Genomic DNA, 24,604 nt, shown 5'->3' on the forward strand with positions numbered 1-24,604 from the left:
GAAACAAACAATAGATTTGATTTAGGTTAAGTGAATAAGGGCGCACGGAGGATGCCTTGGCACTAGGAGTCGAAGAAGGACGCGACAAACGGCGAAACGCCTCGGGGAGCTGTAAGTGAGCATTGATCCGGGGGTATCCGAATGGGGAAACCCGCTAGTGGTTATACGCTAGCACCATATGGTGAATACATAGCCATATAGGAGACAGACCCAGGGAACTGAAACATCTAAGTACCTGGAGGAAAAGAAAGAAAAATCGATTCCCGTAGTAGCGGCGAGCGAAGTGGGAAGAGCCCAAACCGGATTTATCCGGGGTTGTAGGACCTTCATAATTGACAAATCATGATAGCCGAATGGTCTGGGAAGGCCAACCGTAGGGGGTGAGAGTCCCGTAGGTGAAATTGTGAGATGCATGGAAGGAATCCTGAGTACGGCGGGACACGTGGAATCCCGTCGGAATCAACGAGGACCATCTCGTAAGGCTAAATACTACCTAGTGACCGATAGTGAACCAGTACCGTGAGGGAAAGGTGAAAAGAACCCCGGAAGGGGAGTGAAAGAGAACCTGAAACCGTGTGCCTACAAATAGTCAGAGCCCGTTAATGGGTGATGGCGTGCCTTTTGTAGAATGAACCGGCGAGTTACGATATCGTGCGAGGTTAAGCAGAAGATGCGGAGCCGTAGCGAAAGCGAGTCTGAATAGGGCGAAGAGTACGATGTTGTAGACCCGAAACCGTGTGAGCTAGCCATGAGCAGGCTGAAGGTCAGGTAACACTGACTGGAGGGCCGAACCAGGGCACGTTGAAAAGTGCTTGGATGACTTGTGGCTAGGGGTGAAATTCCAATCGAACACGGATATAGCTGGTTCTCTCCGAAATAGCTTTAGGGCTAGCCTCGATGTTAAGTCTACTGGAGGTAGAGCACTGAATGGGTGATGGCCCCACCTCGGGGTACTGATCTCAATCAAACTCCGAATGCCAGATAGATATAATCGGGAGTCAGACTGTGGGTGATAAGGTCCATGGTCAAAAGGGAAAGAGCCCAGACCGCCAGCTAAGGCCCCCAAGTGTCCGTTAAGTGGAAAAGGATGTGGAGATGCACAGACAACTAGGAGGTTGGCTTAGAAGCAGCCATCCTTTAAAGAGTGCGTAATAGCTCACTAGTCGAGTGACTCTGCGCCGAAAATGTACCGGGGCTAAACGGACCGCCGAAGCTGCGGATTGACTTTAGAGTCAGTGGTAGGAGAGCGTTCTAACAGCGGTGAAGCAGTACCGGAAGGAGCTGTGGAGCGGTTAGAAGTGAGAATGCCGGTGTGAGTAGCGAAAGATAGGTGAGAATCCTATCCATCGAAAGCCTAAGGTTTCCAGGGGAAGGCTCGTCCGCCCTGGGTAAGTCGGGACCTAAGGTGAGGCCGAAAGGCGTAGCCGATGGACAACAGGTTGATATTCCTGTACCACTTATTAAACTGATGGAGTGACGGAGAAGGCTAAGTTGAGCGTGTGATTGGATTCACGTGTAAGCAGTGAGGTGGTCATGTAGGCAAATCCGCATGGCATAACATTGAGCTGTGATGCCGAAGCCGAATGGCGAAGTCAACTGACGTCACGCTTCCAAGAAAAGCTTCTAGGGTTAATTTAATAAGTGCCCGTACCGATAACCGACACAGGTAGGCGAGGAGAGAATCCTAAGATGAGCGAGAGAACTCTTGTTAAGGAACTCGGCAAAATGACCCCGTAACTTCGGGAGAAGGGGTGCTTGTGAAAGCAAGCCGCAGTGAATAGGCCCAGGCGACTGTTTATCAAAAACACAGGTCTCTGCTAAACCGCAAGGTGATGTATAGGGGCTGACGCCTGCCCGGTGCTGGAAGGTTAAGAGGAGAGGTTAGCGCAAGCGAAGCTTTGAATTGAAGCCCCAGTAAACGGCGGCCGTAACTATAACGGTCCTAAGGTAGCGAAATTCCTTGTCGGGTAAGTTCCGACCCGCACGAAAGGCGTAACGATCTGGGCGCTGTCTCAACAAGAGACTCGGTGAAATCATAGTACCTGTGAAGATGCAGGTTACCCGCGACAGGACGGAAAGACCCCGTGGAGCTTTACTGTAGCTTGATATTGAGCACTGGTGGCACATGTACAGGATAGGTAGGAGACGAAGAAACCAGGACGCCAGTCTTGGTGGAGTCGCTGTTGGGATACTACCCTTGTGTCACTGGGGTTCTAACCCGTGGCCCTTATCGGGTCAGGGAACAGTGTCAGGTGGGCAGTTTGACTGGGGCGGTCGCCTCCCAAAGAGTAACGGAGGCGCCCAAAGGTTCCCTCAGAATGGTTGGAAATCATTCGAAGAGTGTAAAGGCAGAAGGGAGCTTGACTGCGAGACCTACAAGTCGAGCAGGGACGAAAGTCGGGCTTAGTGATCCGGCGGTACCGAATGGAAGGGCCGTCGCTCAACGGATAAAAGCTACCCCGGGGATAACAGGCTGATCTCCCCCAAGAGTTCACATCGACGGGGAGGTTTGGCACCTCGATGTCGGCTCATCGCATCCTGGGGCTGTAGTCGGTCCCAAGGGTTGGGCTGTTCGCCCATTAAAGCGGTACGCGAGCTGGGTTCAGAACGTCGTGAGACAGTTCGGTCCCTATCCGTCGTGGGCGTAGGAAATTTGAGAGGAGCTGTCCTTAGTACGAGAGGACCGGGATGGACACACCGCTGGTGTACCAGTTGTTCTGCCAGGAGCATAGCTGGGTAGCTACGTGTGGACGGGATAAACGCTGAAAGCATCTAAGCGTGAAGCCCCCCTCAAGATGAGATTTCCCATTCGAAAGAAGTAAGATCCCTTGAAGACGACGAGGTTGATAGGTCAGGAGTGGAAGTGTGGTGACACATGGAGCGGACTGATACTAATCGATCGAGGACTTAACCAAAGAAACTGAAGAAGATATCTAGTTTTGGAAGATTAACAACATCTTTCAATGGTCTAGTGATGATGGCAAGGAGGGCACACCTGTTCCCATACCGAACACAGAAGTTAAGCTCCTTAGCGCCGAGGGTAGTACGCAAGTGCGAGAGTAGGACGTCGCTGGGCCAAACCTATATGCGGGTGTAGTTTAATGGTAGAACTTCAGCCTTCCAAGCTGACTGTGAGAGTTCGATTCTCTTCACCCGCTCCAATTCGAATAGTCGCACTCTTAGAGTGCTTTTTTTGTGTTTATAGATAGAACCTCTACCAGGTTTATTACATATAGTATCTCGTAATAAACTAAAGGTAGGGATAAAACATGAACTTTTTAGCTATTCTACTATTCTCTGCATCTGCTACTTGCGATAGTCTTATTATAGGTTTGAGCTATGGTGCAAGAAAAATAAAAATTTGTTTTACAAGTAATTTAATTGTTGGTCTCATTTCTTGCCTGGGTACTATGCTAGGTATGTATATAGGTAATATATTTAATGGTTTTTTGATTGGTTCAATTACGCAATGGATAGGGAGTGCACTGTTATTTTTATTTGGATTTTATATGTTTTATCAGGCCCTATATAAGCAAATAAAAGCTAATAGTGATGTGAAGATTATTAATGATGCTGCTGATTTAGCAGAGAATTTTGATAAGGACCATTCAAAATCTATTGATATTAGAGAAGCTTGTATGTTAGGTTTATTTTTATGTTTGAATAATTTGGGTTTAGGTATTGGTGCTGCTTTAACAGGGCTTAATATTTATATTACATCAGTAACTTGTTTAATTTTAAGTATCTTATTTATTGAATTTGGATGTCGTTTAACATATAATTTTTTAAGTTACAGTACTGTGAAGTATGCAGAGTATATTGCTAGTGTGATTATTATGTTACTGGCTATTTACCAATTGTTCTTTTAGTTTAGGTCAGGATACAAAAGGATGAAGCGTAGTCTTCATCCTTTTGTATTTTATTGTCGTATTAGTACTAATCTGTTTACTGAGATATGTTATAATAAAGTTAGAATAAACTTTCTAATTTATTAAGATATTTATGATAAAATTTATCCATAATAATTCATAATCTTTATTTAGAACTTATAGGTGATAGTATGACATATATAATTAAAACAAATTCTGTTGAAGAAACTCAGTTACTTGCTGAGAAGATTGGTGGTTGGGTTCAACCTGGTATGATTTTGACTTTAGAAGGTGATCTTGGTGCAGGGAAGACAACTTTTACGAAGGGATTTGCAAAAGGTCTTGATATTAAACGAAATGTAAATAGCCCGACGTTTACCATTATTAAGGAATACCAAGGACGTTTACCACTTTATCATATGGATGTGTATCGTTTAGAAAATGGTGCTGAGGATATGGGATTAGATGATTACTTATTTGGTGATGGTGTTTGTGTTGTTGAGTGGGCTAGTATGATTGAAGATATCCTTCCTAAAGAACGTCTAGATATTAAAGTATATCGTGAAGGTGAGAACGATCGCCGTATTGAATTAACTCCTGTAGGGGAATTTTATGAATCAATTCGTGAGGTGTTATAAAAATGTTTGTTTTAGCTATTGATACATCAAATACTACTTTATCGCTTGCTCTTGTTGAGAATAATGAGATATTAATTGAAGTCGTTGAGGCTACTAAAAATGATCATTCAAAGCGTTTGATGCCGACGATTGAAGCCTTATTTAAAAAAGTTAATCGTACCCCTAAAGAGCTTGACTTAATTGCTGTTGCAGAGGGGCCAGGTTCATATACGGGTGTTCGTATTGGAGTGACTGTTGCTAAGACGTTAGCGTGGACATTAAATAAACCGTTAGTAGGTGTTTCTAGTTTAGAAATTTTAGCTCGTAATATCAAAGAAGACGCGTACATTATTCCTTTATTTGACGCGCGTCGTCAAACGGTGTTTGCTGGAGTTTATGAAGGAGCGTCATCGAATGTCGTTATTTCAGATGGACACTATGAATTACAAGGTTTATTAGACAATTTATCAAAAAGTGAGAAAAAAATGTATTTCCTTGGTAATGATGTTGCAAGGTACTGGGATTTAATTGAGTCTGTTCTAGGTGATAAGGTAATTAAGGTGGAAGATGAAAATTTAAATATGCCACATGCCTCTGTTTTAGCAAATTTAGCATTAGAAAAGACTCCTGTAGATAATATTCATCATTTTACGCCGAAGTATCATCGTTTACCAGAAGCAGAAATGAATTGGATGTTAGAACAAAAAAATAAGGGATTATAATGATGAATATTCGTTTAATGAGAGAAGAAGATTTATTTCAGGTTACATCGTTACATGATGTATTATTTAAACAATCTTTTAATTTTGAAGATTATGTGCAAGAGAAGATGTTTCATTATGGGATTGTTATTGAAATCGATCATCAAATTGTTGGTTATTTAGTAGGTCAGATTATTTTTGAAATGTCAGATTTATATTATGTTGCTGTAAATCCTGATTACCGATCAAAAGGTTATGGAAGATTGCTTGTTGAACAATTTATCCAAGATGCGTGTAAAAACGAAGGTGATACGATGTCATTAGAAGTTCGTATGAGTAATCACACAGCGATTCGTTTATATGAGAAGTGTGGGTTCATTTCGGTTGGAACTCGTGCAAGGTATTATGCAGATGGTGAAGATGCATTATTAATGACTCGTAATTTTAGATAGAAGTTGGTGATAGTCATGGAAAAAGATATTTTAGTATTAGCGGTTGAGAGTAGCTGTGATGAGACGAGTGTTGCGGTTATTAAAAATGGAACTGAGATTTTATCGAATGTAGTTGCATCTCAGATTGAGAGTCATAAACGTTTTGGTGGGGTTGTTCCTGAGGTGGCAAGTCGTCATCATGTTGAGAGTGTGACGCTTGTTTTTGAAGAGGCTTTAAAGGTAGCAAATGTAATTTGGGATGATATTGATGCGATTACGGTGACCGAGGGGCCAGGTTTAATTGGATCATTATTAATTGGGATTAATGCAGCAAAAGCTTTAGCATTTGCTCATGATATTCCATTAGTCGGTGTGCATCATATTGCGGGGCATATTTATGCGAATCAATTAGTGGAACCTTTAGAGTTTCCATTGTTAGCATTAGTCGTTTCAGGTGGCCATACGGAGTTAGTTTATATGAAGGATCACTATCAGTTTGAAGTGATTGGTGAGACGTTAGATGATGCAGTAGGAGAGGCTTATGATAAGGTGGCTCGTACGTTAAGTTTACCGTATCCAGGTGGTCCACATATTGACCGTTTAGCCGCTGTTGGTGAAGATACTTATAAGTTACCTCGTGTTTGGTTAGATAAAGAGTCTTACGATTTTAGTTTCTCTGGGTTAAAATCAGCAGTTATTAATACCGTACATAATGCAAAACAACGTGGTGAGGAGATTGTTCCTGAAAATTTAGCGGCAAGTTTCCAAGCGAGCGTGGTGGAAGTTCTTGTGGAAAAAACGATGCGTGCGGCACGTGAATATAACGTAAAACAAATTATTGTCGCTGGTGGAGTATCAGCCAATAAAGGACTTCGTAAAGGTTTAGAAGAAGCTGTTGCGAAAGATGGCCATATTAAATTAACGGTTCCTCCATTATCACTTTGTACAGATAATGCAGCGATGATTGGTGCTGCAGGAACGATGGCTTATTTAAAAGGGCATCGTAGTGGAATGGATATGAATGGATTATCAGGAATGGAGTTAACTTCATTATAAAAAAGTAGCCGTAAGGCTACTTTTTTATAGTTGTTGTAGAAATTTTTTTGTATAGGCTAGTCTTTCTTCGCCTATTTCTTTCCCAATTGTGGTGAAAAATTCGAATTTATTTTGTCGAATGTCATCAAAGAGTTGGTGTTGTGTTCCTTCGAGTGCAAGTGCTCTAGCTATTTCTGGAGCTCCAATCTGTTCTAAGGTATAGAGGTCATGAACGATTTTTTCTTCTTCTGTCAGAGGTGAGTGTAATTGACGTTCTAAGCTATAAAGACCATCTTTTATTTGATCAGGATCCCAATTTAAGGAGACAAGTTGTGATAAAGTTTGTGCCATAAATTTAGAATCTGTTTGAAGTTTAGTGAGTAATCCAGAGAAGGTTGCTAGGAAATAAAGTTTAGAAAGGTTTAATGTTTTGGTGTCAAAGAAATTAAGATTTTTGACGATACAGTTAAGAGATTCAGGTTGTGGATAGTAAGGAATTACATAAGTGAGATAATCTTGGAGATTTGTACTAGGGATACGTTTGATTCGTCCAAAAAGATGAACATCGTGATAAGTTCCGTTTTGATAGTAGGCTTGGCGACGTGTGCCTTCATGTTCAAAGTTGAGTGATTGGAGTAGTTTTTGGCTAGGTGTATTATAATCATATATTTCTGATTCGATTCGATGAACACCTTGGTTAAATAAGGTAGTTATTAATGTTTCAAGTGCTTCTTTCATGTAACCTTGCCCTCGGTGTGAGCCGAGCCCAAATCTAAGCCAGGCACAAGTTGCATGTTCATCTAACCAATTGATACGGATATATCCGATAGGCTCATTGGTTTCATTGATTACGAGAATGTAGTAGGGGTCATGATTGTTAGTAATATCTGTTTGTTCAGTTTCTGTGGTGAACTCTTTTTGACCTGTGGACATCTCTTGCAGATCAGGATCATTCTTCCATTGGGCTAGAAGTTTTGCATCAGTAATTTCAACGTTTCTTAAGGTTAGTCTTTTTGTTTTCATAGTATTCCTCCATTTTATGAATGTCAACAGAACACTCGTGACTTTAGTCATGGGAGGTTCAAGTGATGTTTAAGTATATGAAAAAGCTCTATCTTATATGAGATAGAGCTAGAGATTTTATTGGTAGGCGATTTGATTAACTCCCCCTTCGTTGTGTTTAATCTGATTTGCCTAGCTAGTGAACAAGATTTTTTGACTCTTTTTTTGAAAATTCCTCCTTTTGTTACATGATATTCACTACATATTGTGGATATTCAAAAAGTCGTCCAAATGGACGACTTTTTTTATGATAAGCTTAATTCTTCCCAAGTTTCCATAGATTCCATGATTAACTCTTCAAGTTCTTCGATTCGAGCTTGAACCTGTGCTGATTTTTGTGTGTCCAGATAGACTTCTTCTTGGAAAAGCTCAGCTTTTTTATATTCAAGTTCTTCTTCATAGGCGGCGATTTTTGATTCGATGTCCTCTAGTTGACGTTTACGCTGTTGTTCTAATCGTCGCTGTTCTTTTTGTTTTTGGTAATCTGTTACATTGTTAGTTGTTGTTGCGTTTGACTCCTCAGCTAATTTAGCTGCTTCTAGCTCAGCCAATTGTTGTTTCTTCTCCATATAATCTGAGTAGTTTCCTAAGTATGATACTACCCCATGCGGAGTAACCTCTAAAATGCGTGTTGCGATTTTATCGATGAAGTAACGGTCATGGGAGATGAAGAAGACTGTTCCTTCATAGTCTTCTAGTGAAAGTTCTAGCATTTCTTTACTATCAATATCTAAGTGATTAGTTGGCTCATCTAGAAGTAAGAAGTTATTTTTTTGAAGCATGAGTTTACAAAGTGTTAGTCGAACCTTTTCACCACCAGACAGTTGGTTAACTGTCTTAAAGACGTCATCTCCTGTAAACAGGAAGTTTCCAAGTAATGTACGAATATCTTTTTCTAGTCGCGTCGGGAAGTAGTTCCAAACTTCATTTAAGACGGTGTTATTAGAAGTTAGGTTTGCTTGTTCTTGATCAAAGTATCCCATGTCTAGGCTTTTACCGTAGTAAACTTCTCCCCCTAACTTTGGTAAGTCACCTGCTACTGTTTTAAGGATGGTAGATTTTCCGATTCCATTTGGCCCAATTAAAGCCACACGATCTAGACGATTAATTTGGAAGTCTAGATGATCTGAGATGATTTGATCTGGGTATCCAACTGTTAAATCTTCTACTTTTAGGACGTCATTTCCGCTTCGGCGATCAATTTCAAATGTAATACCGATTGATTTATCGTTGATTTTAGGGATTTCAATACGCTCCATTTTATCTAATAGCTTACGGCGTGATTGAGCACGTTTTGTTGTTGAAGCACGGACGATGTTTCGACTAATGAAGTCTTCCATTTTTGAAATCTCTTTTTGTTGTTTTTCGTATTGCTTCATGAGGGATGCATAGGAAACTGCTTTTTGATCCATATAATCTGAGTAGTTTCCTTTGTACTTCGTACATTTTCGATACTCAATTTCATAGACCGTTGTTGCAATCTGATCGATAAAATAGCGGTCATGTGAGACGATAACTACGGCACCTGAATATTTTTTTAGGTATCCTTCCAACCATTCGATTGTATCGATGTCTAAGTGGTTAGTAGGCTCATCGAGAATTAGGACATCTGGTTTTTGAAGAAGGAGTTTGGCAAGAGCCAATCTTGTTTTTTGTCCTCCACTCAAGTTTGAGATTTTTTGGTCAAAGCCAATCTCATTGAATTTAAATCGATTGAGAATATTATTGATTTCAGATTCGTAAGTATAACCACTCATTAATTCAAAGCGATGATTTAAGTTTTGATATTGTTCAATAATTCTTAAGTATTGTTCGCTGCTTGGGTCTTCTTCAGCCATTTTAAGGCTTAGCTCTTCAAGCTGGCCTTTTAGTTTGATTGTTTCAGCGAAGACGCTTAACATTTCATTATAGATGGTGTCATTTGAATTAACGTGGCTTGATTGGGCAAAATAGCCTAGGACGACACTTTGTGGCTTGTGGATTTCTCCACTATCGAAGTCGATTTCATCAGCAATCATTTTTAATAATGTTGATTTACCGGCACCATTACGTCCAACAACGGCAATACGCTCCCCTTTTTTGACTTCAAATTGCACATTTTCAAGAATGGGAGTTCCTGAATAGAGCTTTGTCAATTTGCTAGTTTGTAATAAGATCATTTTGTTTCTCCTTTATATATTAACTTATCAGTAGATATTCGGATTTTATTGTATTTATTTATAAGTATAATGCTTAAAGAAGAGATAAGCAACGGACACTGGATGAAATAATATTCGAATTTTAAAACAATTTAACATATAGACGTTTTATGCTTCTGACAGTATTCACATTGAATTATTTTCATGTTATTATTGAAATATGGTAAAGGAGGTTTTCTATGTTATCGAATATTCCAAATGCAACGATTAAAAGGTTAGCACTTTATCGTCGCTGTTTCGTTGAATTAGATGAAATGGGCGTTAAACGAATTCAGTCAGGTGAATTAAGCCAAAAAATAGGGATTGATTCTGCTACTATTCGACGTGATTTTTCATATTTAGGTGAATTAGGTCGTCAAGGATATGGATATGAGGTACGCGTTGTTTTAGAGGCATTTAATAATTTATTGAAAACAGAGGATGCACAGAGCTGTGTTTTAATTGGGGTCGGAAACTTAGGGCGTGCACTATTAAAGTATTTTTGCTCAGATAAGTTTAAGAAACGTGTATTTAGAACACCAGTTAACTTAATTGCAGGGTTTGATACAGATGAAAGCTTAGTTGGACAATGTGTAGGTGAATTGCCTCTTTATCATTTAAATGATTTAAAATCGTATATTGAAGAACACCGTGTTACTTATGTTATTTTAACAGTACCACCGACAGTTGCTCAAAGTGTTGCAACATCATTAGAAGGGTTAGGTATTAAAGGTATTTTAAATTTATCTTCTACAGTGATTAATGTGAGTGAAGACATTACCGTTCATGAAGTAGATTTAAATATGGAGTTAGAGACATTATTCTTCTATGTTTTTCAAAAAGAACAAGCAAAACATTAGTACTTTTTAAAATTCGTCCGTTATAAGCTTATAATCAATTGATTATAAGCTTTTTTTCTTTTTACAGGCGATGAATAATGGTAAAATAATGTTATTTTATTGAAAACTATTCAATACATCAGTATAATTATGAGCGATGATAGCGTTTGTCAAACTTAATGGTGATTTTATAACATCAATTAAGGTCATACTAACGATGTCAAATATAATATTCAAGACGTTGCATTCGAAAGAAGCGACAGTGGAGGAGAAGAAAAATGAATCAATCAAGAAAGAAAACCAAGTTTTTAGTTTTACTAACGATGTTTTGTAGTATTCAAGTTGTTTTAATGTTAACACCACTTGGATATATTCCATTAGGCCCAGTTCGTGCCACAACCATGCATATTCCAGTTATTTTAGCAGGAATTTTATTGGGAGTCAAAGGTGGAGCTATTACAGGATTAGTTTTTGGATTGAGTAGTGTGATTATTAATACGATTACCCCAACGATTACATCATTTGTATTTACCCCATTTTATTCATTAGGTGAATATCGTGGAAACTTCATGAGTTTAGTTATTGCTATTGGTCCACGTGTCTTACTTGGGGTATTAGCTGCAGTGATTTATCATTGGTTTAAAAATAAAAATAATAAAATGAGATTATTCGGTAGTGGAGTTACGGCTTTAGTTTGTACGTTAATTCACTCCATTTTAGTGCTTGGAATGATCTACTTATTCTTTGGTCCAAGTTATGCGGCAGCCAAAGGAGTTGAAGTTTCAGCTTTATTTGGCTTATTACTAGGAATCATTACGACAAATAGTGTACTCGAAGCCATCTTAGCTACATTAATTATTGCACCATTAACGAAGGTGTTAGAACCAATTACGAAGAAGGTGATTTAGTTGAACAAAAAGACTATTGTATTGGGAGTTTGTGGGGGAATTGCAGCTTATAAAAGTGCACAACTTGCAAGTAGTCTATATAAAAAAGGTTATGATGTTCATGTCATTATGACGAAAAATGCTACAGAATTTATTACACCGATGACATTTGAAACATTAACTCATAATCGTGTATCTGTTGGAACGTTTGATCGCAATTTCCAGTATGATGTGAATCATATTTCATTAGCTAAGCGCGCAGATTTATTTGTTGTGGCTCCAGCTTCAGCAAATTGTATTGCGAAGTTTGCTCATGGATTAGCGGATGATATGTTGACGACAACGTTTTTAGCCGCTGCTTGCCCAAAACTCATTGCACCTGCAATGAATACAGGAATGTTAAATAATCCAATCACACAGCATAATATTGAGATTTGTAAAAAATATGGAATGACTTTTGTTGAATCAGATAGTGGTTATTTAGCATGTGGAGATGTTGGGAAAGGTCGATTGGCAGAAATCGAGGATATTGAAGATGCGATTGAAAGTTTATTAGTTAAGGACAAGCCTTTAAAAGGAATGAAAGTTGTCGTAACCGCAGGACCCACTCAAGAAGATTTAGATCCAGTTCGTTTCATGACGAATCATTCAAGTGGGAAGATGGGGTATGCAGTGGCACGTGCTGCTCGTAATTTAGGTGCGGATGTGACGTTAGTAACTGGGCCTGTTTCATTAAGAAAGCCAGTTTTCATGGATGTTGTTGAGGTTAGAACAGCAATTCAAATGTTTGAAGCAGTCGAGGCTCTAAAAGATGATTATGATATTTTAGTGAAATCAGCAGCCATTTCAGATTACCGAGTGGAGCGTGTGAGTGATCATAAAATGAAAAAGCAAGGTAATCAGTTGACGATTGATTTTGTAACCAATCCAGATATCTTAGCTCATATGGGGCAGTTAAAAAAGGCGGATCAAGTTGTTTGTGGGTTTGCTATGGAGACTCAAGATTTAGTTGAGAATGCTACGAAGAAGTTAGTGAATAAAGGTGCTGACTTGATTGTTGCAAATCAGTTAAATGAAGATGCAGCGGGATTCAAAAAGGATACGAATGTAGTGACGATGTTAACGGGTGAGGGCGTAACGAAGTTAGATGTCATGTCTAAAGAAGCACTTGGTTATGAGATTATGAATCGTTTATTACAGATTTTAGTGAAGAAAAGAGGGATAGTATGTTAGTCGTTATTGATGTAGGAAATACGAATATTACACTAGGAGTTTATGACCAGGATGAATTAATTGCAAATTTTCGGCTAACGACTAAATTGCAACGAACATCAGATGAATTTGGAATTACGTTATTTTCATTCTTCCAAACAAAGAATATTGATCCAAAGGGGGTTGAGGATGTTTTAATCTCCAGCGTTGTGCCTAAGATTATGCATTCTTTAACAAATGCTATTCGTAAGTATTTTAATATTGAACCAATCATTGTCGGCCCAGGTATTAAGACCGGTATTAGTGTGAAAACTGAAAATCCAAGAGAGGTGGGAGCTGATCGTATTGTTGATATTGCAGCAGCATATCATATTTATGGTGGTCCAGCGCTTGTTATTGATTTTGGGACGGCAACAACCTATGATTATGTCAATGAAAATGGTGAGTTTGAGTTTGGGGTCACGTCACCAGGAATTGAGATTTCTGCTCAAGCTTTATGGACACAAGCTGCAAAGTTACCTGAAATTGAAATTAAAAAGCCTGCGACGATTATGTGTCGTAATACGATTACGAGTATGCAAGGTGGATTAGTTTATGGTTATATCGGTCAAACGGAATACATTATCAAAAAAGTAAAGGAAGCTGTTGGTAAAGACATTAAAGTGGTAGCGACTGGTGGACTTGGGCGTATCATTTATAATGAAACTGATATGATTGATATTTATGATCCAGATTTAGCTTTTAAAGGAATGAAAGTTATTTATCATAAAACAAAGGGATAAGAAGATTATTGATCGTTGATAAAAAGGAATCAAATGTATTTGGTTCTTTTTTTATGTTCAGGCAAAATAAAAGGAAAATTATGGATTTGTTATTGAAAGTAATCACAGATTTAAATATAATAGGAGAAGTAATTCTACTAATGAGACTTAATGATGATCAGTTGACATCAATTAAGTAAAGCGTTAGGGGGATTAAAAATATTATTCAAGACGTTGCATTCAGAAGAAGCGACAGTGGAGGAGAAAGAAATGAATCAATCAAGTAAGAAAACCAAGTATTTAGTTTTAGTCACCGTGTTTTGTAGTATTGAGGTATTATTGATGTTTACCCCTCTTGGATTTATTCCAATTGGGCCGATGAAGGCCACAACCATGCATATTCCGGTTATTTTAGCAGGGATTTTATTAGGAATCAAAGGGGGTGCAATTACTGGTCTTGTCTTTGGGATTTCGAGTGTTGTCAATGCCACGATTAATCCAACGATTTTATCATTTGTATTTACGCCTTTTTATTCGCTTGGCGAGTATCACGGAAATTTCATGAGCTTAGTTATTGCTATTGTACCTCGTGTATTGTTAGGCGTATTAGGTGGTTTAATTTATAGTTGGTTTAAAAATCGAGATAAAAATATGATTGGCGGAGGCGTAACAGCACTATTGTGTACAGTTCTACATACGGCGATGGTATTAGGAATGATTTATATCTTTTTTGGACCAAGTTATGCAGCTGCTCAAGGGTTAGATACAACACAGTTATTAATAGCCTTAATTGGATTGGTATTTACAAATGGTCTTTTAGAAGCCTGTGTAGCTACAGTTGTAATTGTACCATTAGTAAAAGTACTAGAGCCAATGGCTCAAAAAATGGGCTTAACTCATATGAATATAAAGTTAAATAAAGTTGAACGCTAGAGCTTTAAGCTAGGAGTAATTTTCCTAGCTTTTTTTGATTCGTCAAATAATTGATTTTAGTAGGTGATTTTGATAGAAGAATAGGAATAAATGTTAATATTAAGCATATTAATCATTAGGTAGACTATAATAAAAAGGATTTTGGTTTAAAGTATTGCCATTATTTATTCATCTTTGTATAATTTATTTAATAGCACTCATATAGGTAGAGTGCTAAAACGAGGAGGGACATACATGTTAAAACCATTAAACAATAATGTTGTACTTGAGGTTGTTGAGGTTGAAAAGACAACAGCTAGTGGAATCATTCTTTCGGGAGAAGCTTCAAAACCAAAGCATTCAGAAGGAGTTGTAGTTGCCATTGGTGATGGAAAGTTATTAGATAATGGGAAACGTCATCCAATAACTGTTGAGGTGGGGCAACGTGTTATCTATAACGGATTTGGTGGAACAAAGGTCTCACATCAAGGAAAAGAATTAGTTATTTTATCCCAAGATGATATTTTAGCAATTGTTGAGTAAGTTAAATTTAGTTTAATATATTAATTTTGATTTAAGGGAGGATTTAATATTATGGCAAAAGAAATTTTATTTGCTGAAGATGCACGTCGTGCGATGATTCGTGGAGTGGATAAATTAGCGGATACAGTAAAAGTAACTTTAGGACCAAAAGGTCGAAATGTCATTTTAGAGCAAAAGTTTGGAGCACCTCAAATTATTAATGATGGGGTTTCAATTGCAAAAGAAATTGAATTAGAAGATAAGTTTGAAAATATGGGAGCTCGTTTAGTAGCTCAAGTTGCAAGCCGTACGAATGATGTAGCTGGAGATGGAACAACAACGGCAACGGTTTTAGCTCAAGCGATGATTCGTGAAGGAAATAAAAATATTGTAGCGGGAGCTAATCCAATAACGATTCGTCGTGGAATCGAGCGTGCTGTGAAAGTGGCTGTTGAAGCATTAAAGGCTAATTCTAAGCCGATAGAAGGAAAAGAATCAATTGCTAACGTAGCTGCGATTTCTGCTGCAGATGAAGAAATCGGGAAATTAATTGCTGAAGCTATGGAACGTGTTGGTAATGATGGAGTGATTACTTTAGAAGAGTCTAAAGGATTTGAAACAACAATGGATATTGTTGAAGGAATGCAATTTGATCGTGGATATTTATCATCTTATATGGTGACAGATACAGATAAAATGGAAGCTGTTTTAGATAATCCATACATTTTAGTGACAGATTCTAAAGTTGGTACGTTACAAGACATCTTACCAATTCTTGAGCAGTTAGTCCAAACAGGACGTCCAATGATTATCATTGCTGATGATATTGAAAATGAAGCATTAGCAGCATTAGTTGTTAATAAATTACGTGGAACATTCAATGTGGTAGCTGTTAAAGCACCTGGATTTGGTGATCGTCGTAAACGTATGCTTGAAGATATCTCAATTTTAACTGGTGCTCAATTAATTACTGAGGAGTTAGGATTAGACCTTAAAAATACAACATTAGATCAATGTGGACGCGCTGGACGTGTGATTGTAACAAAAGATCATACAACCATTGTTGAAGGAACTGGTTCACAAATTGATATTCAAGCTCGTATTGCTCAAATTCGTGCAGAGTTAGAAAATACGACTTCAGAATTTGATAAAGAGAAATTATTAGAACGTTTAGCAAAATTAAGTGGAGGAGTTGCCGTGATTAAGGTTGGGGCAGCGACTGAAACTGAATTAAAAGAACGTAAATTACGTATTGAAGATGCTTTAAATGCGACACGTGCAGCGGTTCAAGAAGGGATTGTTGCTGGTGGTGGAACAGCTTATATGAATATTTACAATGATGTCGCTAAAATTGAAGCAATTGGTGATGAGGCAACTGGGGTTCAAATCGTTTTAAAAGCTTTAGAAGCCCCAATTCGCCAAATTGCTGAAAATGCTGGAATTGAAGGTTCAATTATTGTCTATAAATTAAAAGAGTTAGATCCGGGATTTGGATATAATGCAGCAACTGATGAGTTTGTGGATATGTTTAAATCAGGTATTGTGGATCCAACGAAAGTCACTCGTTCTGCTTTACAAAATGCAGCGAGTATTTCAGCTTCATTCTTAACTGCTGAAGCAGCTGTTGTGGAAATTGAAAAGCCACAAGCAGTTCAAGCCCCAAGTGATATGGGTGGAATGGGAATGATGTAATAAAAAATCTCTAGATTTATCTAGAGATTTTTTTTATGATGAAATAAGATAAGTTATAATAAAGAAGATAACTATTGGAGGTTTTTATGAAGGGAATCGGAACAGATATTATCGAGATTAAACGTATTAAACAATTAAACCACCGTGAACGCTTTATCCATAAATTATTAAGTGAAGAAGAGTTTAGGTTATATCAATCCTTCCAGCATGAAAAAAGGCAGAATGAATTTTTAGCAGGACGTTGGGCAGCCAAAGAAGCTTTATATAAAGCGTTAGGATCCTATTGTGATGGAAAATCATATAAAGACTTTAGTATTATGAATGATGAACGAGGAAAGCCTTATTTATTAAGCCCAATGCTTGAAAACGTTCATATTAGTATTAGTCACTGTGAGAATTATGCGGTTGCATTTGTCATTTGGGCATAAAAAAATCAGCTAAATTTAGCTGATTTTTTTATTGAATTAGTAACGTCTATCTGGTGCAAATAGTAAACCAATATTAATAAGTCCGGCAATTCCTACTAAGGCGTAAACAACGCGTGAGATGATTGCATCTTGTCCGCCAAATAAGAATGCAACAAGATCGAATTGGAAGAATCCAATAAGACCCCAGTTAATTGCACCAATTACCGTTAAAATCAAAGCAATACGTTGAATTAACGACATAGTTTTCGCTCCTTCCTATTTTGGATATTTATAGTATTTAATTAATAAGGGAGTTTTATGTATTAGAAAGCATAAATTAATTTAATATTTCATAGTATTAATTGAAATTGAACTTAATAAAGAGGTGGATAGCGATGAAGAAATTATGTTTAATGTTCGCAGTAGTGCTTACCGTGCTATTAGCTGCATGTGGAGAAATGTCTCAGCAAGACGTTGTTGACAAGCTCACGAGCAACTTAGAAGATGCTAAGTCATATTATGCAACAGGTGTGATGGAAGTTGATAATAATGGCCAAGTGTATCAGTATAATGTTGAGGTAGCTTATCAAAAACCAGAGAATTACAAAGTTACGTTAAAAAATGAAACAACAAACAATGAGCAAATCATACTAAAGAATGACGAAGGTGTCTTTGTATTAACACCTGCGTTAAATAAGCAATTTAAGTTCCAAAGTGATTGGCCATTATCAAGTTCACAAGTTTATTTATATCAATCATTAATGACTGATATTTTAAACGATGCTGAAGTAAAATTTGAATCTGGAGAAGAGAATTATACATTTGAGGCTAAAGCTAATTATCATGGAAATCGTGATTTAGTTTCTCAAAAAATTACGTTTGATAAAAAATCATTAACTCCAGCAGAAGTTTACGTAGTTGATAGTGAGGGAGAACCTCGTATTTCAATGAAATTCTCTTCATTTAATTTTGATGAAAAACTTGCAGATGGATACTTTGATTGTCAACAAACAATGGAGTATTCACAAGAAACAATGGGTGAAGGTGTTATCAATGTGTTAGATGATGAGTTATACCCAGCTTATTTACCGGAAGGAACAACGTTAGTTAATAAACAAGCGATTGACATTGAGGAAGGTCAACGTATTATTATGACATTTAGTGGTGATCAAGATTTCACAATGATTCAAGAGCCTGTTACATATAATGATTCAGTAGGTGTGGAATCTGTTGCAGGTCAACCTGTAATGATTAATGGAACAATTGGTGCGTTAAGTGAAAATTCAATTACATGGGTTGAAGGTGGAGTTGAGTGTTTCTTAGTTTCTGAGACATTGGATACAGAACAATTAGTTTCAGTTGCAGCATCAGTTTCAAATCTTGCTGAAAAATAAGAGATAAAAAAGACGATAACCTTTAATAGTAGATAAAAATTAATAGTAAGAGAAGTAATCTAAGTTAAAGATTGCTTCTCTTTTTTATGTTAGTCAAAAAAATGTAATAGTTGATAGATCAGATTAAATGGATAAAACTTTGATTTTTTATGATCTTACAATTGGAATAATTTAATTTGAGTTGATTAATATAATTTTTATCATCGAATGTAATGATAATTTCACACTTTTCACTTACTATTTGACTATGTCCCAGGAATCGTAATTTTTAAGTATAACGAGTGGGAGATTCTGATAGGATATTAGAAGATATAATGGATTTGATTATAGTTAAACACAGTAAACTGATGACAATGACTAAAGAGATTATTATAATCAGTGAGGTTATTTTATGATGACTCATCTGCTTCATGGAAACCTCCTCTATGTGAAAAGAAACTCTTTAGTTTATATTAAAAAAACTATGTTTTTCGTGTGTACAAAATGTATTCATTTATGTTAAATTTTAAATAGATATTTTTTCACTATTGGAGAGTGTTAGGATGAGTACAAGATATAAAGTATTAGTGGCAGAAGATGAAGTGAAAATTAGAGAGATTTTAGTGGATTTTTTAACGGATTATTATGAAGTGATTGAAGCTAAAGATGGGGAGGAAGCACTACGTTTATTCCATTCACAACAAATTGATTTAGTGCTCTTGGATTTAATGATGCCAGGAAGAGATGGGTTTTCTGTTTTAAAGGAGATTCGCTCAGTGTCTAAGGTACCAGTCATGATTTTAACAGCGCGCTCTAGTGTGGAAGATCAAGTTAAAGGTTATGATTTAAAAGTGGATGATTATGTTACAAAACCATTTGATAATAAAGTTTTAGTAGCAAAAATAAATCGTCTATTAGCTCGTGTGAATGAAGAAGATGAAGTAGAAACCTATGAGCTTGCTTTTGATGGGTTAGTTGTGAATAAATTATCACGTACGGTTCGTATTGATAATGAATTAATCGATTTTAGACCAAAAGAATTTGATTTATTAGTCTTTTTAATTGAAAATCACCGTATTGCTTTAGATCGTGATCGTATTCTAGATGCGGTATGGGGAATTGATTATTTCGGTGATACCCGAGTCGTGGATACACATATTAAAAAAATCCGTAAAAAATTAGGAACATACGCGAAGTACATTCATACGGTATTTGGAGTTGGATATAAATTTGAGGTGATCTAAAGTTGCGCTTAGCTACCAAGATTTTTTTATTACTTTTTGGCTTGTTTTTTGCAACGATGAGTTTAGACATCGCAGCCCAATATTATTTTTATGATTTTGCTTATCCAAGTTATAAACAAAATCAAATTTATCAGCTCGTTTACGATATAAAAGAAGAAGTCCCCAATTTTGAGCGACACACCAATGACTTTTTTTCGTATATGAATGAGCTTAAAAGCGAGTATTTAGTTCAATACAAGCTTCATAGTTCAAATACTTCGCAGTTAAATTTAGATCGTTTAACTGATAATGATATTTTCTTTGAATCCAAGAATGAAGAAAATGTGACAACATATCACTATTATACGAAGATTACGTTTAAGGGTGGAGAGCAATGGATTATTGAGGTTTCTTATTCTTTGCAGGTCTTAGGGGAAATGTTATCAGTTTTCACGAATTACTATATTTTCATTTTTATGATTCTCGCGATTTTAGTTCTGTTTTTTGCCATTTGGCTGACCGAACATATTACAAAACCGCTACTTCATATGAAGCGGGTAACAGAAAATATAGCAAATATCAATTTTACAGAAAAATGTGAAGTGACATCTGATGATGAATTAAAAGAGCTGGCAACGAATATTAATATAATGAGTGATAATTTAAATAATACGTTAACGAAGTTAAAGGTTGCGAATGAGCGTTTACAAGATGATATTGCACGTGAGCGTGAGTTTGAACAAATGCGTTCAAATTTCTTTTCAACGATTTCTCATGAATTAAAAACACCGTTAACCATTATTAAAGGGATTGCAACACGAGTAAAATCAAAACCTATGTCACAGGATGATGTGAAATTACAGCTAGAATCGATCATTGAAGAGGTTGATCGAATGACGCTGATGGTTCAAGATACATTAAATTATATGAAGATGGAAAATCCAGAAGATTTTTTAGAATATAGTAGTTTCAATTTGAAGATGCTGGTTGAGCATTTAAATAAGAAAGTGGAACATCTAATGGGCGAGAAACATCTACATATTCATTTAGATTTAGATGATGTTTATGTTGAGGCAGATTCAGAGCAAATTATGACAGTTGTAACAAACTTATATTCAAATGCAATTCGCTATACTCCAGATGGAGACCATATATATGTGACACTGAAACGTTATGATGATAAAGTTCGATTTGAGATTGAAAATACAGGGATTTTTATTCTAGAAGCTGAAATCGATCGTATTTGGGAACCATTCTATCGTCTTGAAAAGTCACGAAACCGAGATAGTGGGGGAACAGGTCTTGGGTTATTAATTACAAGTAAAATTTTAAAGATGCATCACAGTAAGTATGGAGTCATGAATACTGATCGTGGGGTGAAGTTTTACTTCGATTTAAATATTGATCCAGACTTTGATGAATAAGTAGGGATGTAAAGTAGTCATTTGCTTAGCCAAATGGCTATTTTATTAACTAAATATAGAGTGAGAAAAAGGGGAGAATGACATGAAGATTAAAATTAATAGTCATGCAACAACAGTTAAGCCATCAATTATTAGGGAAATGAAAGTATTAGCTGATAGTTATAAAAATGTGATTGACTTTACGCTAGGGGAACCCCATATATCACACCATACTTATGAAACAATTCATGAGGGATTACATCAACGTATCATGAGAAGCCCAATCGGTTATTCACATCAATACGGCGTTTTAGAATTAAGAGAAGCTATCGCAGAGTATTGTCAAACCCATTACAATCAAGATTACGATCCTAAAAGTGAAATTGTTGTGACAACGGGGGTATCGGAGCCAATCAGTGCGGTGCTTAAAACAATTTTAGAAGAAGGTGACGAAGTGATTATCTTCTCACCATCATTCACACTGTATAACAGTAATGTTAAGATGTACGGAGGAAAAGTTGTTTTATATGATATGATTGCCAATGAGATGAAGGTAAAATCAGATGTATTAAGTGAGCTGATTACACCAAAAACAAAAGCGATTCTAGTAAATTCACCTTGTAATCCAACAGGTAAAGTTTTTTCTCAGGAAGATAATAAAGCTATTTATGAATGTATTAAGGATCATCCTATTTTTGTGATTAGTGATGAAATTTATCGTGAGATTGTATTTGATGGAGTTGAATGTCCTTCTTTATCAGATTATCAGGATTTAAGAGATCGTATGTTTATTTTAAATGGAGTTTCTAAATCATTCGCCATGACTGGATGGCGTATTGGTTACGTATTAGGACCAAAAGAATACATTCAGATTGTTGCAGTTGTTCATCAAAACTTTGTAGCTTCAGCTTCAACGATTTCTCAGTATGCGACGTTAGAAGCTTTGAAACATCCGGAATTAACCAAAAACATTTGCTCTCTTTATGAGCGTAATCGTAATTATGTATATGAACAATTAAAACCATATTTTAAACAGGTTGTTTTACCAGAAGGTGCTTTTTATTTATACCTAGATGCTAGTAATTATGGCTTAAGTTCATATGAGTTCGCTATTGAATTATTAAAAGAACAACGAGTAGCAGTTGTTCCGAGTGTTGCATTTGAAGCGCAGGATTCTGGATATGTTCGTTTGTCTTATTGTTGTGATTTTGAAGTTTTAAAAGAAGGAATTGCCCGTATACAAAATTTTAGAAAAAGTTTGTAAAATGATAACTAAGCTAACTATTTATGATAAAATACTGTCAGAATTTATATCTATTGAGTTTAGATGATTATAGCTTCTATAGATAGTCTGTGTCCATCATGTTTTAAGGCATTAACTTGGATGTAAGTCATGTCAATGATGGATCTGCTTCTATATAGAAGACTTGAAAATGGAGAGAATTCAAGTTGATAATCTATTGAAATGAGGCATCTTAAACGATAGATTAAGAAATGCTTAGTTGAAAGAGAGATGGCAATGAAAAAAAATAATAAAGGATATAGTTATCGTCCAAATCAGCGTAGAAAAAGAATCAGAATTAATAAGATACGATTTACCATCTTTGTTCTTAGTTGCTTGACTATTCTTTTTGGGATTGGTTTTGGAATTAAAGTATTACTGACAGATAAAGTAGAAGTAAATATCGGACTGACGGATGATTTAAATCCGGTTGAGGGAGAGAGCATGTATAAATTATCATTAACATGGGAATCCTTAGCTGCCGATAAGTATAAAGATATTCAAATTACAGTAAATGATAAGAAATATGTGTTAGAATCGGGTTCAAATAAGTTTGAGGTTGAATTAACTGAACCAAATGAAGCTTATGAGGTAACATTTAAAGCGAAGAAGAAGGGGCTAGTTTTTTCAAATACAGTCAAAAAGGTTATTAATACATTTTCAGATAATGATACGTTAGAACAATCGGTCTCTAATTTAAAGATTGAAAATGATATCTTATCATTTGAACATGAAATTCAAAAAAATTCGAACATAGAATTTAATACAAAATCAATAATGTATGAGGCCGTTGATTTAGTTAATCAAATCAGTTCGCAAGGAAGAACAGAAATCATCAGTCAAAATCAGGATTCCGTTATTCTTGAGGTCTCAATTCCAATGGAGAAGTTCAAGGATAGTCCAACGGTTTCAATAAAGATGGATACTATCGTTAATAAACTTCTTTTGTCAACGTCAGTTAAAGATACAGATCTTCAAGTGAATCAAGTAAATGTTGAACCATTTAATTTGGTATTTGAAGAACAGGATTTGATTTTGATTAACAATAATTTAGAACATTATAATTATGCCGACCATGATTTTTATGCGGAATCACTTCATTTAAAATTAGATTTAAAAGAGGAGATTTCAACGTATCAACTCGTTAATTCCTCAGGACGTGTTGTTGTGGATGAGCCTTATTCATCTCAAGGAAATCAAGGGATTGAGTTATCCCATTTAGCGGAGGATCAATATATTATAAAAATTAATAATCTACCCGTATATGTGACTGACTCTTTATGTGAAACGTGGTATACCGTTACGAGAAATGAAAAGGCTAATCAAGTGACACTTCAACCAAAAAATGGTCAGTTATCGCTTAAAGTCGAGAAAGTAGATGAGTTACCTGAGAATGTTTATGATATTTTGATTGATCCAGGACATGGTGGTTTAGACGGTGGAACAGTGGCGGGTGATTTAACGGAGGCAGAGGAAGCGCTCAAGTTATCGAAGTATCTTGCAAAGCGTTTAGAGGATCATGGATTAAAGGTCAAATTAACGCGTACCGATGATTTAGATCCGGCGGGTCCAGGAAATTTTGATTATGGGAAATCTCCCTTCTTTGATGAAGGTCGTGTGGAACAAGTTTATCGTTATCAAACAAAATATATGTTATCGAATCATTTAAACTCTTTTGATAAGTCGTTAGAAGGGTTTGAGATTTATAGTTCAGTTGTTGCCGATAATGATTGGGCTTCAAGAATCGCAACTAGTTTAACAAAGGCTGGACAAGATCCTCGTGATGCTGAAAAAAATGAGTTTAGAGTATCAGAAGGATCGTATAAGAAGTATTATTTATGTACAGGAACAACTTATGAAATTGAATATGGTTGTGCTAGTGATTATATGGATTTTTTATATATCATTCGTGAGACGGGTGGTCGTCTTTCGCAGTCTTCAGCACTATTAGATTATAATGAGAATTACACAATGATTCCGAATTATGGTGCAGAAACAATTTTAATTGAGTATGCTTATTTAGATAATTCAAAAGATTATAAAGAGTGGATTGAAAATTGGCAAGCGTGGGGAGAAGCAGTTGTTAAGGCAACTGTCGAATATCTAGGTATTAAATATCAAAAGTAAAAAGAGTGGTTAATCCACTCTTTTTACTTTATGTAAGTCCTTTCGAAGTTTTTCACAACGTAAAAAATTTGA

General features: G+C 36.4%; 21 protein-coding genes, 1 tRNA gene and 2 rRNA genes. 21 read left to right on the top strand and 3 right to left on the bottom strand.

Annotated elements, in window-relative coordinates; all coding sequences use genetic code 11:
- The first annotated feature begins 24 nt into the window (after positions 1-24).
- From AT726_RS07445 to tsaD, 8 genes are all read left to right on the top strand, one after another.
- Positions 25-2,915, top strand: a 23S ribosomal RNA gene (locus AT726_RS07445).
- 52 nt (positions 2,916-2,967) lie between these two features.
- Positions 2,968-3,076 (top strand): 5S ribosomal RNA (gene rrf, locus AT726_RS07450).
- Positions 3,077-3,087: 11 nt separating this feature from the next.
- A tRNA-Gly gene (locus tag AT726_RS07455) sits at positions 3,088-3,161 on the top strand.
- A gap of 108 nt (positions 3,162-3,269) precedes the next feature.
- Positions 3,270-3,869 (top strand): sporulation membrane protein YtaF, encoded by a 600-nt coding sequence (ytaF, locus tag AT726_RS07460; protein ID WP_055277692.1) that lies wholly within the window; start codon positions 3,270-3,272, stop codon positions 3,867-3,869.
- Between the two features lie 191 nt (positions 3,870-4,060).
- Positions 4,061-4,507 carry a tRNA (adenosine(37)-N6)-threonylcarbamoyltransferase complex ATPase subunit type 1 TsaE gene (gene tsaE, locus AT726_RS07465; RefSeq protein ID WP_055241348.1) on the top strand — a complete coding sequence of 149 codons (447 nt, stop codon included), beginning with the start codon at positions 4,061-4,063 and terminating at the stop codon, positions 4,505-4,507.
- Between the two features lie 2 nt (positions 4,508-4,509).
- A complete protein-coding gene (gene tsaB, locus AT726_RS07470; protein ID WP_068759319.1) occupies positions 4,510-5,208 on the top strand; it encodes a tRNA (adenosine(37)-N6)-threonylcarbamoyltransferase complex dimerization subunit type 1 TsaB in 699 nt (232 codons plus the stop codon).
- 2 nt (positions 5,209-5,210) lie between these two features.
- A complete protein-coding gene (gene rimI / locus AT726_RS07475; protein ID WP_055277694.1) occupies positions 5,211-5,639 on the top strand; it encodes a ribosomal protein S18-alanine N-acetyltransferase in 429 nt (142 codons plus the stop codon).
- A gap of 15 nt (positions 5,640-5,654) precedes the next feature.
- On the top strand, positions 5,655-6,674 hold the full coding sequence (gene tsaD, locus AT726_RS07480) for a tRNA (adenosine(37)-N6)-threonylcarbamoyltransferase complex transferase subunit TsaD (RefSeq protein WP_068759320.1): 1,020 nt from the start codon (positions 5,655-5,657) through the stop codon (positions 6,672-6,674).
- A 24-nt stretch (positions 6,675-6,698) separates the two neighbouring features.
- On the opposite strand, the gene AT726_RS07485 is transcribed toward tsaD, so the two are convergent.
- Entirely contained in the window at positions 6,699-7,676 is a 978-nt protein-coding gene (locus AT726_RS07485; protein ID WP_055304794.1) for a GNAT family N-acetyltransferase, read from the bottom strand.
- A gap of 284 nt (positions 7,677-7,960) precedes the next feature.
- Positions 7,961-9,874, bottom strand: coding sequence for an ABC-F family ATP-binding cassette domain-containing protein (locus tag AT726_RS07490; RefSeq protein ID WP_055275956.1), 1,914 nt, complete (start codon positions 9,872-9,874; stop codon positions 7,961-7,963).
- Positions 9,875-10,092: 218 nt separating this feature from the next.
- On the opposite strand from AT726_RS07490, the gene AT726_RS07495 reads away from it, so the two are divergent.
- The 8 genes from AT726_RS07495 to acpS all read left to right on the top strand — a co-directional run bounded on the left by AT726_RS07495 (position 10,093) and on the right by acpS (position 17,145).
- Positions 10,093-10,752 (top strand): redox-sensing transcriptional repressor Rex, encoded by a 660-nt coding sequence (locus AT726_RS07495; RefSeq protein WP_055275958.1) that lies wholly within the window; start codon positions 10,093-10,095, stop codon positions 10,750-10,752.
- 257 nt (positions 10,753-11,009) lie between these two features.
- Positions 11,010-11,639 (top strand): ECF transporter S component, encoded by a 630-nt coding sequence (locus AT726_RS07500; RefSeq protein WP_068759321.1) that lies wholly within the window; start codon positions 11,010-11,012, stop codon positions 11,637-11,639.
- A complete protein-coding gene (coaBC, locus tag AT726_RS07505; RefSeq protein WP_068759322.1) occupies positions 11,640-12,851 on the top strand; it encodes a bifunctional phosphopantothenoylcysteine decarboxylase/phosphopantothenate--cysteine ligase CoaBC in 1,212 nt (403 codons plus the stop codon). It begins immediately after the preceding gene.
- On the top strand, positions 12,845-13,612 hold the full coding sequence (locus AT726_RS07510) for a type III pantothenate kinase (RefSeq protein ID WP_055241331.1): 768 nt from the start codon (positions 12,845-12,847) through the stop codon (positions 13,610-13,612). Before coaBC ends, AT726_RS07510 begins: the two co-directional genes overlap by 7 nt.
- 249 nt (positions 13,613-13,861) lie before the next feature.
- Positions 13,862-14,524: an ECF transporter S component gene (locus AT726_RS07515; RefSeq protein WP_068759772.1), complete on the top strand. Its 663-nt coding sequence runs from the start codon at positions 13,862-13,864 to the stop codon at positions 14,522-14,524.
- A gap of 234 nt (positions 14,525-14,758) precedes the next feature.
- Entirely contained in the window at positions 14,759-15,046 is a 288-nt protein-coding gene (locus tag AT726_RS07520) for a co-chaperone GroES (protein WP_068759323.1), read from the top strand.
- Positions 15,047-15,097: 51 nt separating this feature from the next.
- Positions 15,098-16,717, top strand: coding sequence for a chaperonin GroEL (gene groL / locus AT726_RS07525; RefSeq protein WP_055275962.1), 1,620 nt, complete (start codon positions 15,098-15,100; stop codon positions 16,715-16,717).
- An 86-nt stretch (positions 16,718-16,803) separates the two neighbouring features.
- Positions 16,804-17,145: a holo-ACP synthase gene (gene acpS / locus AT726_RS07530; RefSeq protein ID WP_055241325.1), complete on the top strand. Its 342-nt coding sequence runs from the start codon at positions 16,804-16,806 to the stop codon at positions 17,143-17,145.
- 36 nt (positions 17,146-17,181) lie between these two features.
- On the opposite strand, the gene AT726_RS07535 is transcribed toward acpS, so the two are convergent.
- Positions 17,182-17,385 (bottom strand): DUF378 domain-containing protein, encoded by a 204-nt coding sequence (locus tag AT726_RS07535; protein WP_055241323.1) that lies wholly within the window; start codon positions 17,383-17,385, stop codon positions 17,182-17,184.
- A gap of 134 nt (positions 17,386-17,519) precedes the next feature.
- On the opposite strand from AT726_RS07535, the gene AT726_RS07540 reads away from it, so the two are divergent.
- The 5 genes from AT726_RS07540 (at position 17,520) to AT726_RS07560 (ending at position 24,532) form a co-directional block, all read left to right on the top strand.
- A complete protein-coding gene (locus tag AT726_RS07540) occupies positions 17,520-18,518 on the top strand; it encodes a LolA family protein (protein ID WP_055275964.1) in 999 nt (332 codons plus the stop codon).
- 542 nt (positions 18,519-19,060) lie between these two features.
- Positions 19,061-19,741, top strand: a complete 681-nt coding sequence (locus AT726_RS07545) for a response regulator transcription factor (RefSeq protein ID WP_055241320.1) — start codon at positions 19,061-19,063, stop codon at positions 19,739-19,741.
- Between the two features lie 56 nt (positions 19,742-19,797).
- Positions 19,798-21,144 carry a sensor histidine kinase gene (locus tag AT726_RS07550; RefSeq protein ID WP_237297023.1) on the top strand — a complete coding sequence of 449 codons (1,347 nt, stop codon included), beginning with the start codon at positions 19,798-19,800 and terminating at the stop codon, positions 21,142-21,144.
- A gap of 82 nt (positions 21,145-21,226) precedes the next feature.
- The gene (locus AT726_RS07555) at positions 21,227-22,387 is read left to right on the top strand and encodes a pyridoxal phosphate-dependent aminotransferase (RefSeq protein WP_055275968.1); all 1,161 of its coding nucleotides are present in this window, start codon (positions 21,227-21,229) and stop codon (positions 22,385-22,387) included.
- Between the two features lie 255 nt (positions 22,388-22,642).
- Positions 22,643-24,532, top strand: coding sequence for an N-acetylmuramoyl-L-alanine amidase family protein (locus tag AT726_RS07560; RefSeq protein WP_055275970.1), 1,890 nt, complete (start codon positions 22,643-22,645; stop codon positions 24,530-24,532).
- Positions 24,533-24,604: the final 72 nt, after the last annotated feature.

The sequence above is a fragment of the Turicibacter sp. H121 genome, from assembly GCF_001543345.1.
Taxonomy (GTDB): domain Bacteria; phylum Bacillota_I; class Bacilli_A; order MOL361; family Turicibacteraceae; genus Turicibacter; species Turicibacter bilis.

Bases quoted from the DNA above. Each gene is read 5' to 3' on its own strand.
- ytaF (WP_055277692.1), top strand. From the start codon at position 3,270: ATGAACTTTTTAGCTATTCTACTATTCTCTGCATCTGCTACTTGCGAT.
- tsaE (WP_055241348.1), top strand. From the start codon at position 4,061: ATGACATATATAATTAAAACAAATTCTGTTGAAGAAACTCAGTTACTT.
- tsaB (WP_068759319.1), top strand. From the start codon at position 4,510: ATGTTTGTTTTAGCTATTGATACATCAAATACTACTTTATCGCTTGCT.
- rimI (WP_055277694.1), top strand. From the start codon at position 5,211: ATGAATATTCGTTTAATGAGAGAAGAAGATTTATTTCAGGTTACATCG.
- tsaD (WP_068759320.1), top strand. From the start codon at position 5,655: ATGGAAAAAGATATTTTAGTATTAGCGGTTGAGAGTAGCTGTGATGAG.
- AT726_RS07485 (WP_055304794.1), bottom strand. From the start codon at position 7,676: ATGAAAACAAAAAGACTAACCTTAAGAAACGTTGAAATTACTGATGCA.
- AT726_RS07490 (WP_055275956.1), bottom strand. From the start codon at position 9,874: ATGATCTTATTACAAACTAGCAAATTGACAAAGCTCTATTCAGGAACT.
- AT726_RS07495 (WP_055275958.1), top strand. From the start codon at position 10,093: ATGTTATCGAATATTCCAAATGCAACGATTAAAAGGTTAGCACTTTAT.
- AT726_RS07500 (WP_068759321.1), top strand. From the start codon at position 11,010: ATGAATCAATCAAGAAAGAAAACCAAGTTTTTAGTTTTACTAACGATG.
- AT726_RS07510 (WP_055241331.1), top strand. From the start codon at position 12,845: ATGTTAGTCGTTATTGATGTAGGAAATACGAATATTACACTAGGAGTT.
- AT726_RS07515 (WP_068759772.1), top strand. From the start codon at position 13,862: ATGAATCAATCAAGTAAGAAAACCAAGTATTTAGTTTTAGTCACCGTG.
- AT726_RS07520 (WP_068759323.1), top strand. From the start codon at position 14,759: ATGTTAAAACCATTAAACAATAATGTTGTACTTGAGGTTGTTGAGGTT.
- groL (WP_055275962.1), top strand. From the start codon at position 15,098: ATGGCAAAAGAAATTTTATTTGCTGAAGATGCACGTCGTGCGATGATT.
- acpS (WP_055241325.1), top strand. From the start codon at position 16,804: ATGAAGGGAATCGGAACAGATATTATCGAGATTAAACGTATTAAACAA.
- AT726_RS07535 (WP_055241323.1), bottom strand. From the start codon at position 17,385: ATGTCGTTAATTCAACGTATTGCTTTGATTTTAACGGTAATTGGTGCA.
- AT726_RS07540 (WP_055275964.1), top strand. From the start codon at position 17,520: ATGAAGAAATTATGTTTAATGTTCGCAGTAGTGCTTACCGTGCTATTA.
- AT726_RS07545 (WP_055241320.1), top strand. From the start codon at position 19,061: ATGAGTACAAGATATAAAGTATTAGTGGCAGAAGATGAAGTGAAAATT.
- AT726_RS07550 (WP_237297023.1), top strand. From the start codon at position 19,798: ATGAGTTTAGACATCGCAGCCCAATATTATTTTTATGATTTTGCTTAT.
- AT726_RS07555 (WP_055275968.1), top strand. From the start codon at position 21,227: ATGAAGATTAAAATTAATAGTCATGCAACAACAGTTAAGCCATCAATT.
- AT726_RS07560 (WP_055275970.1), top strand. From the start codon at position 22,643: ATGAAAAAAAATAATAAAGGATATAGTTATCGTCCAAATCAGCGTAGA.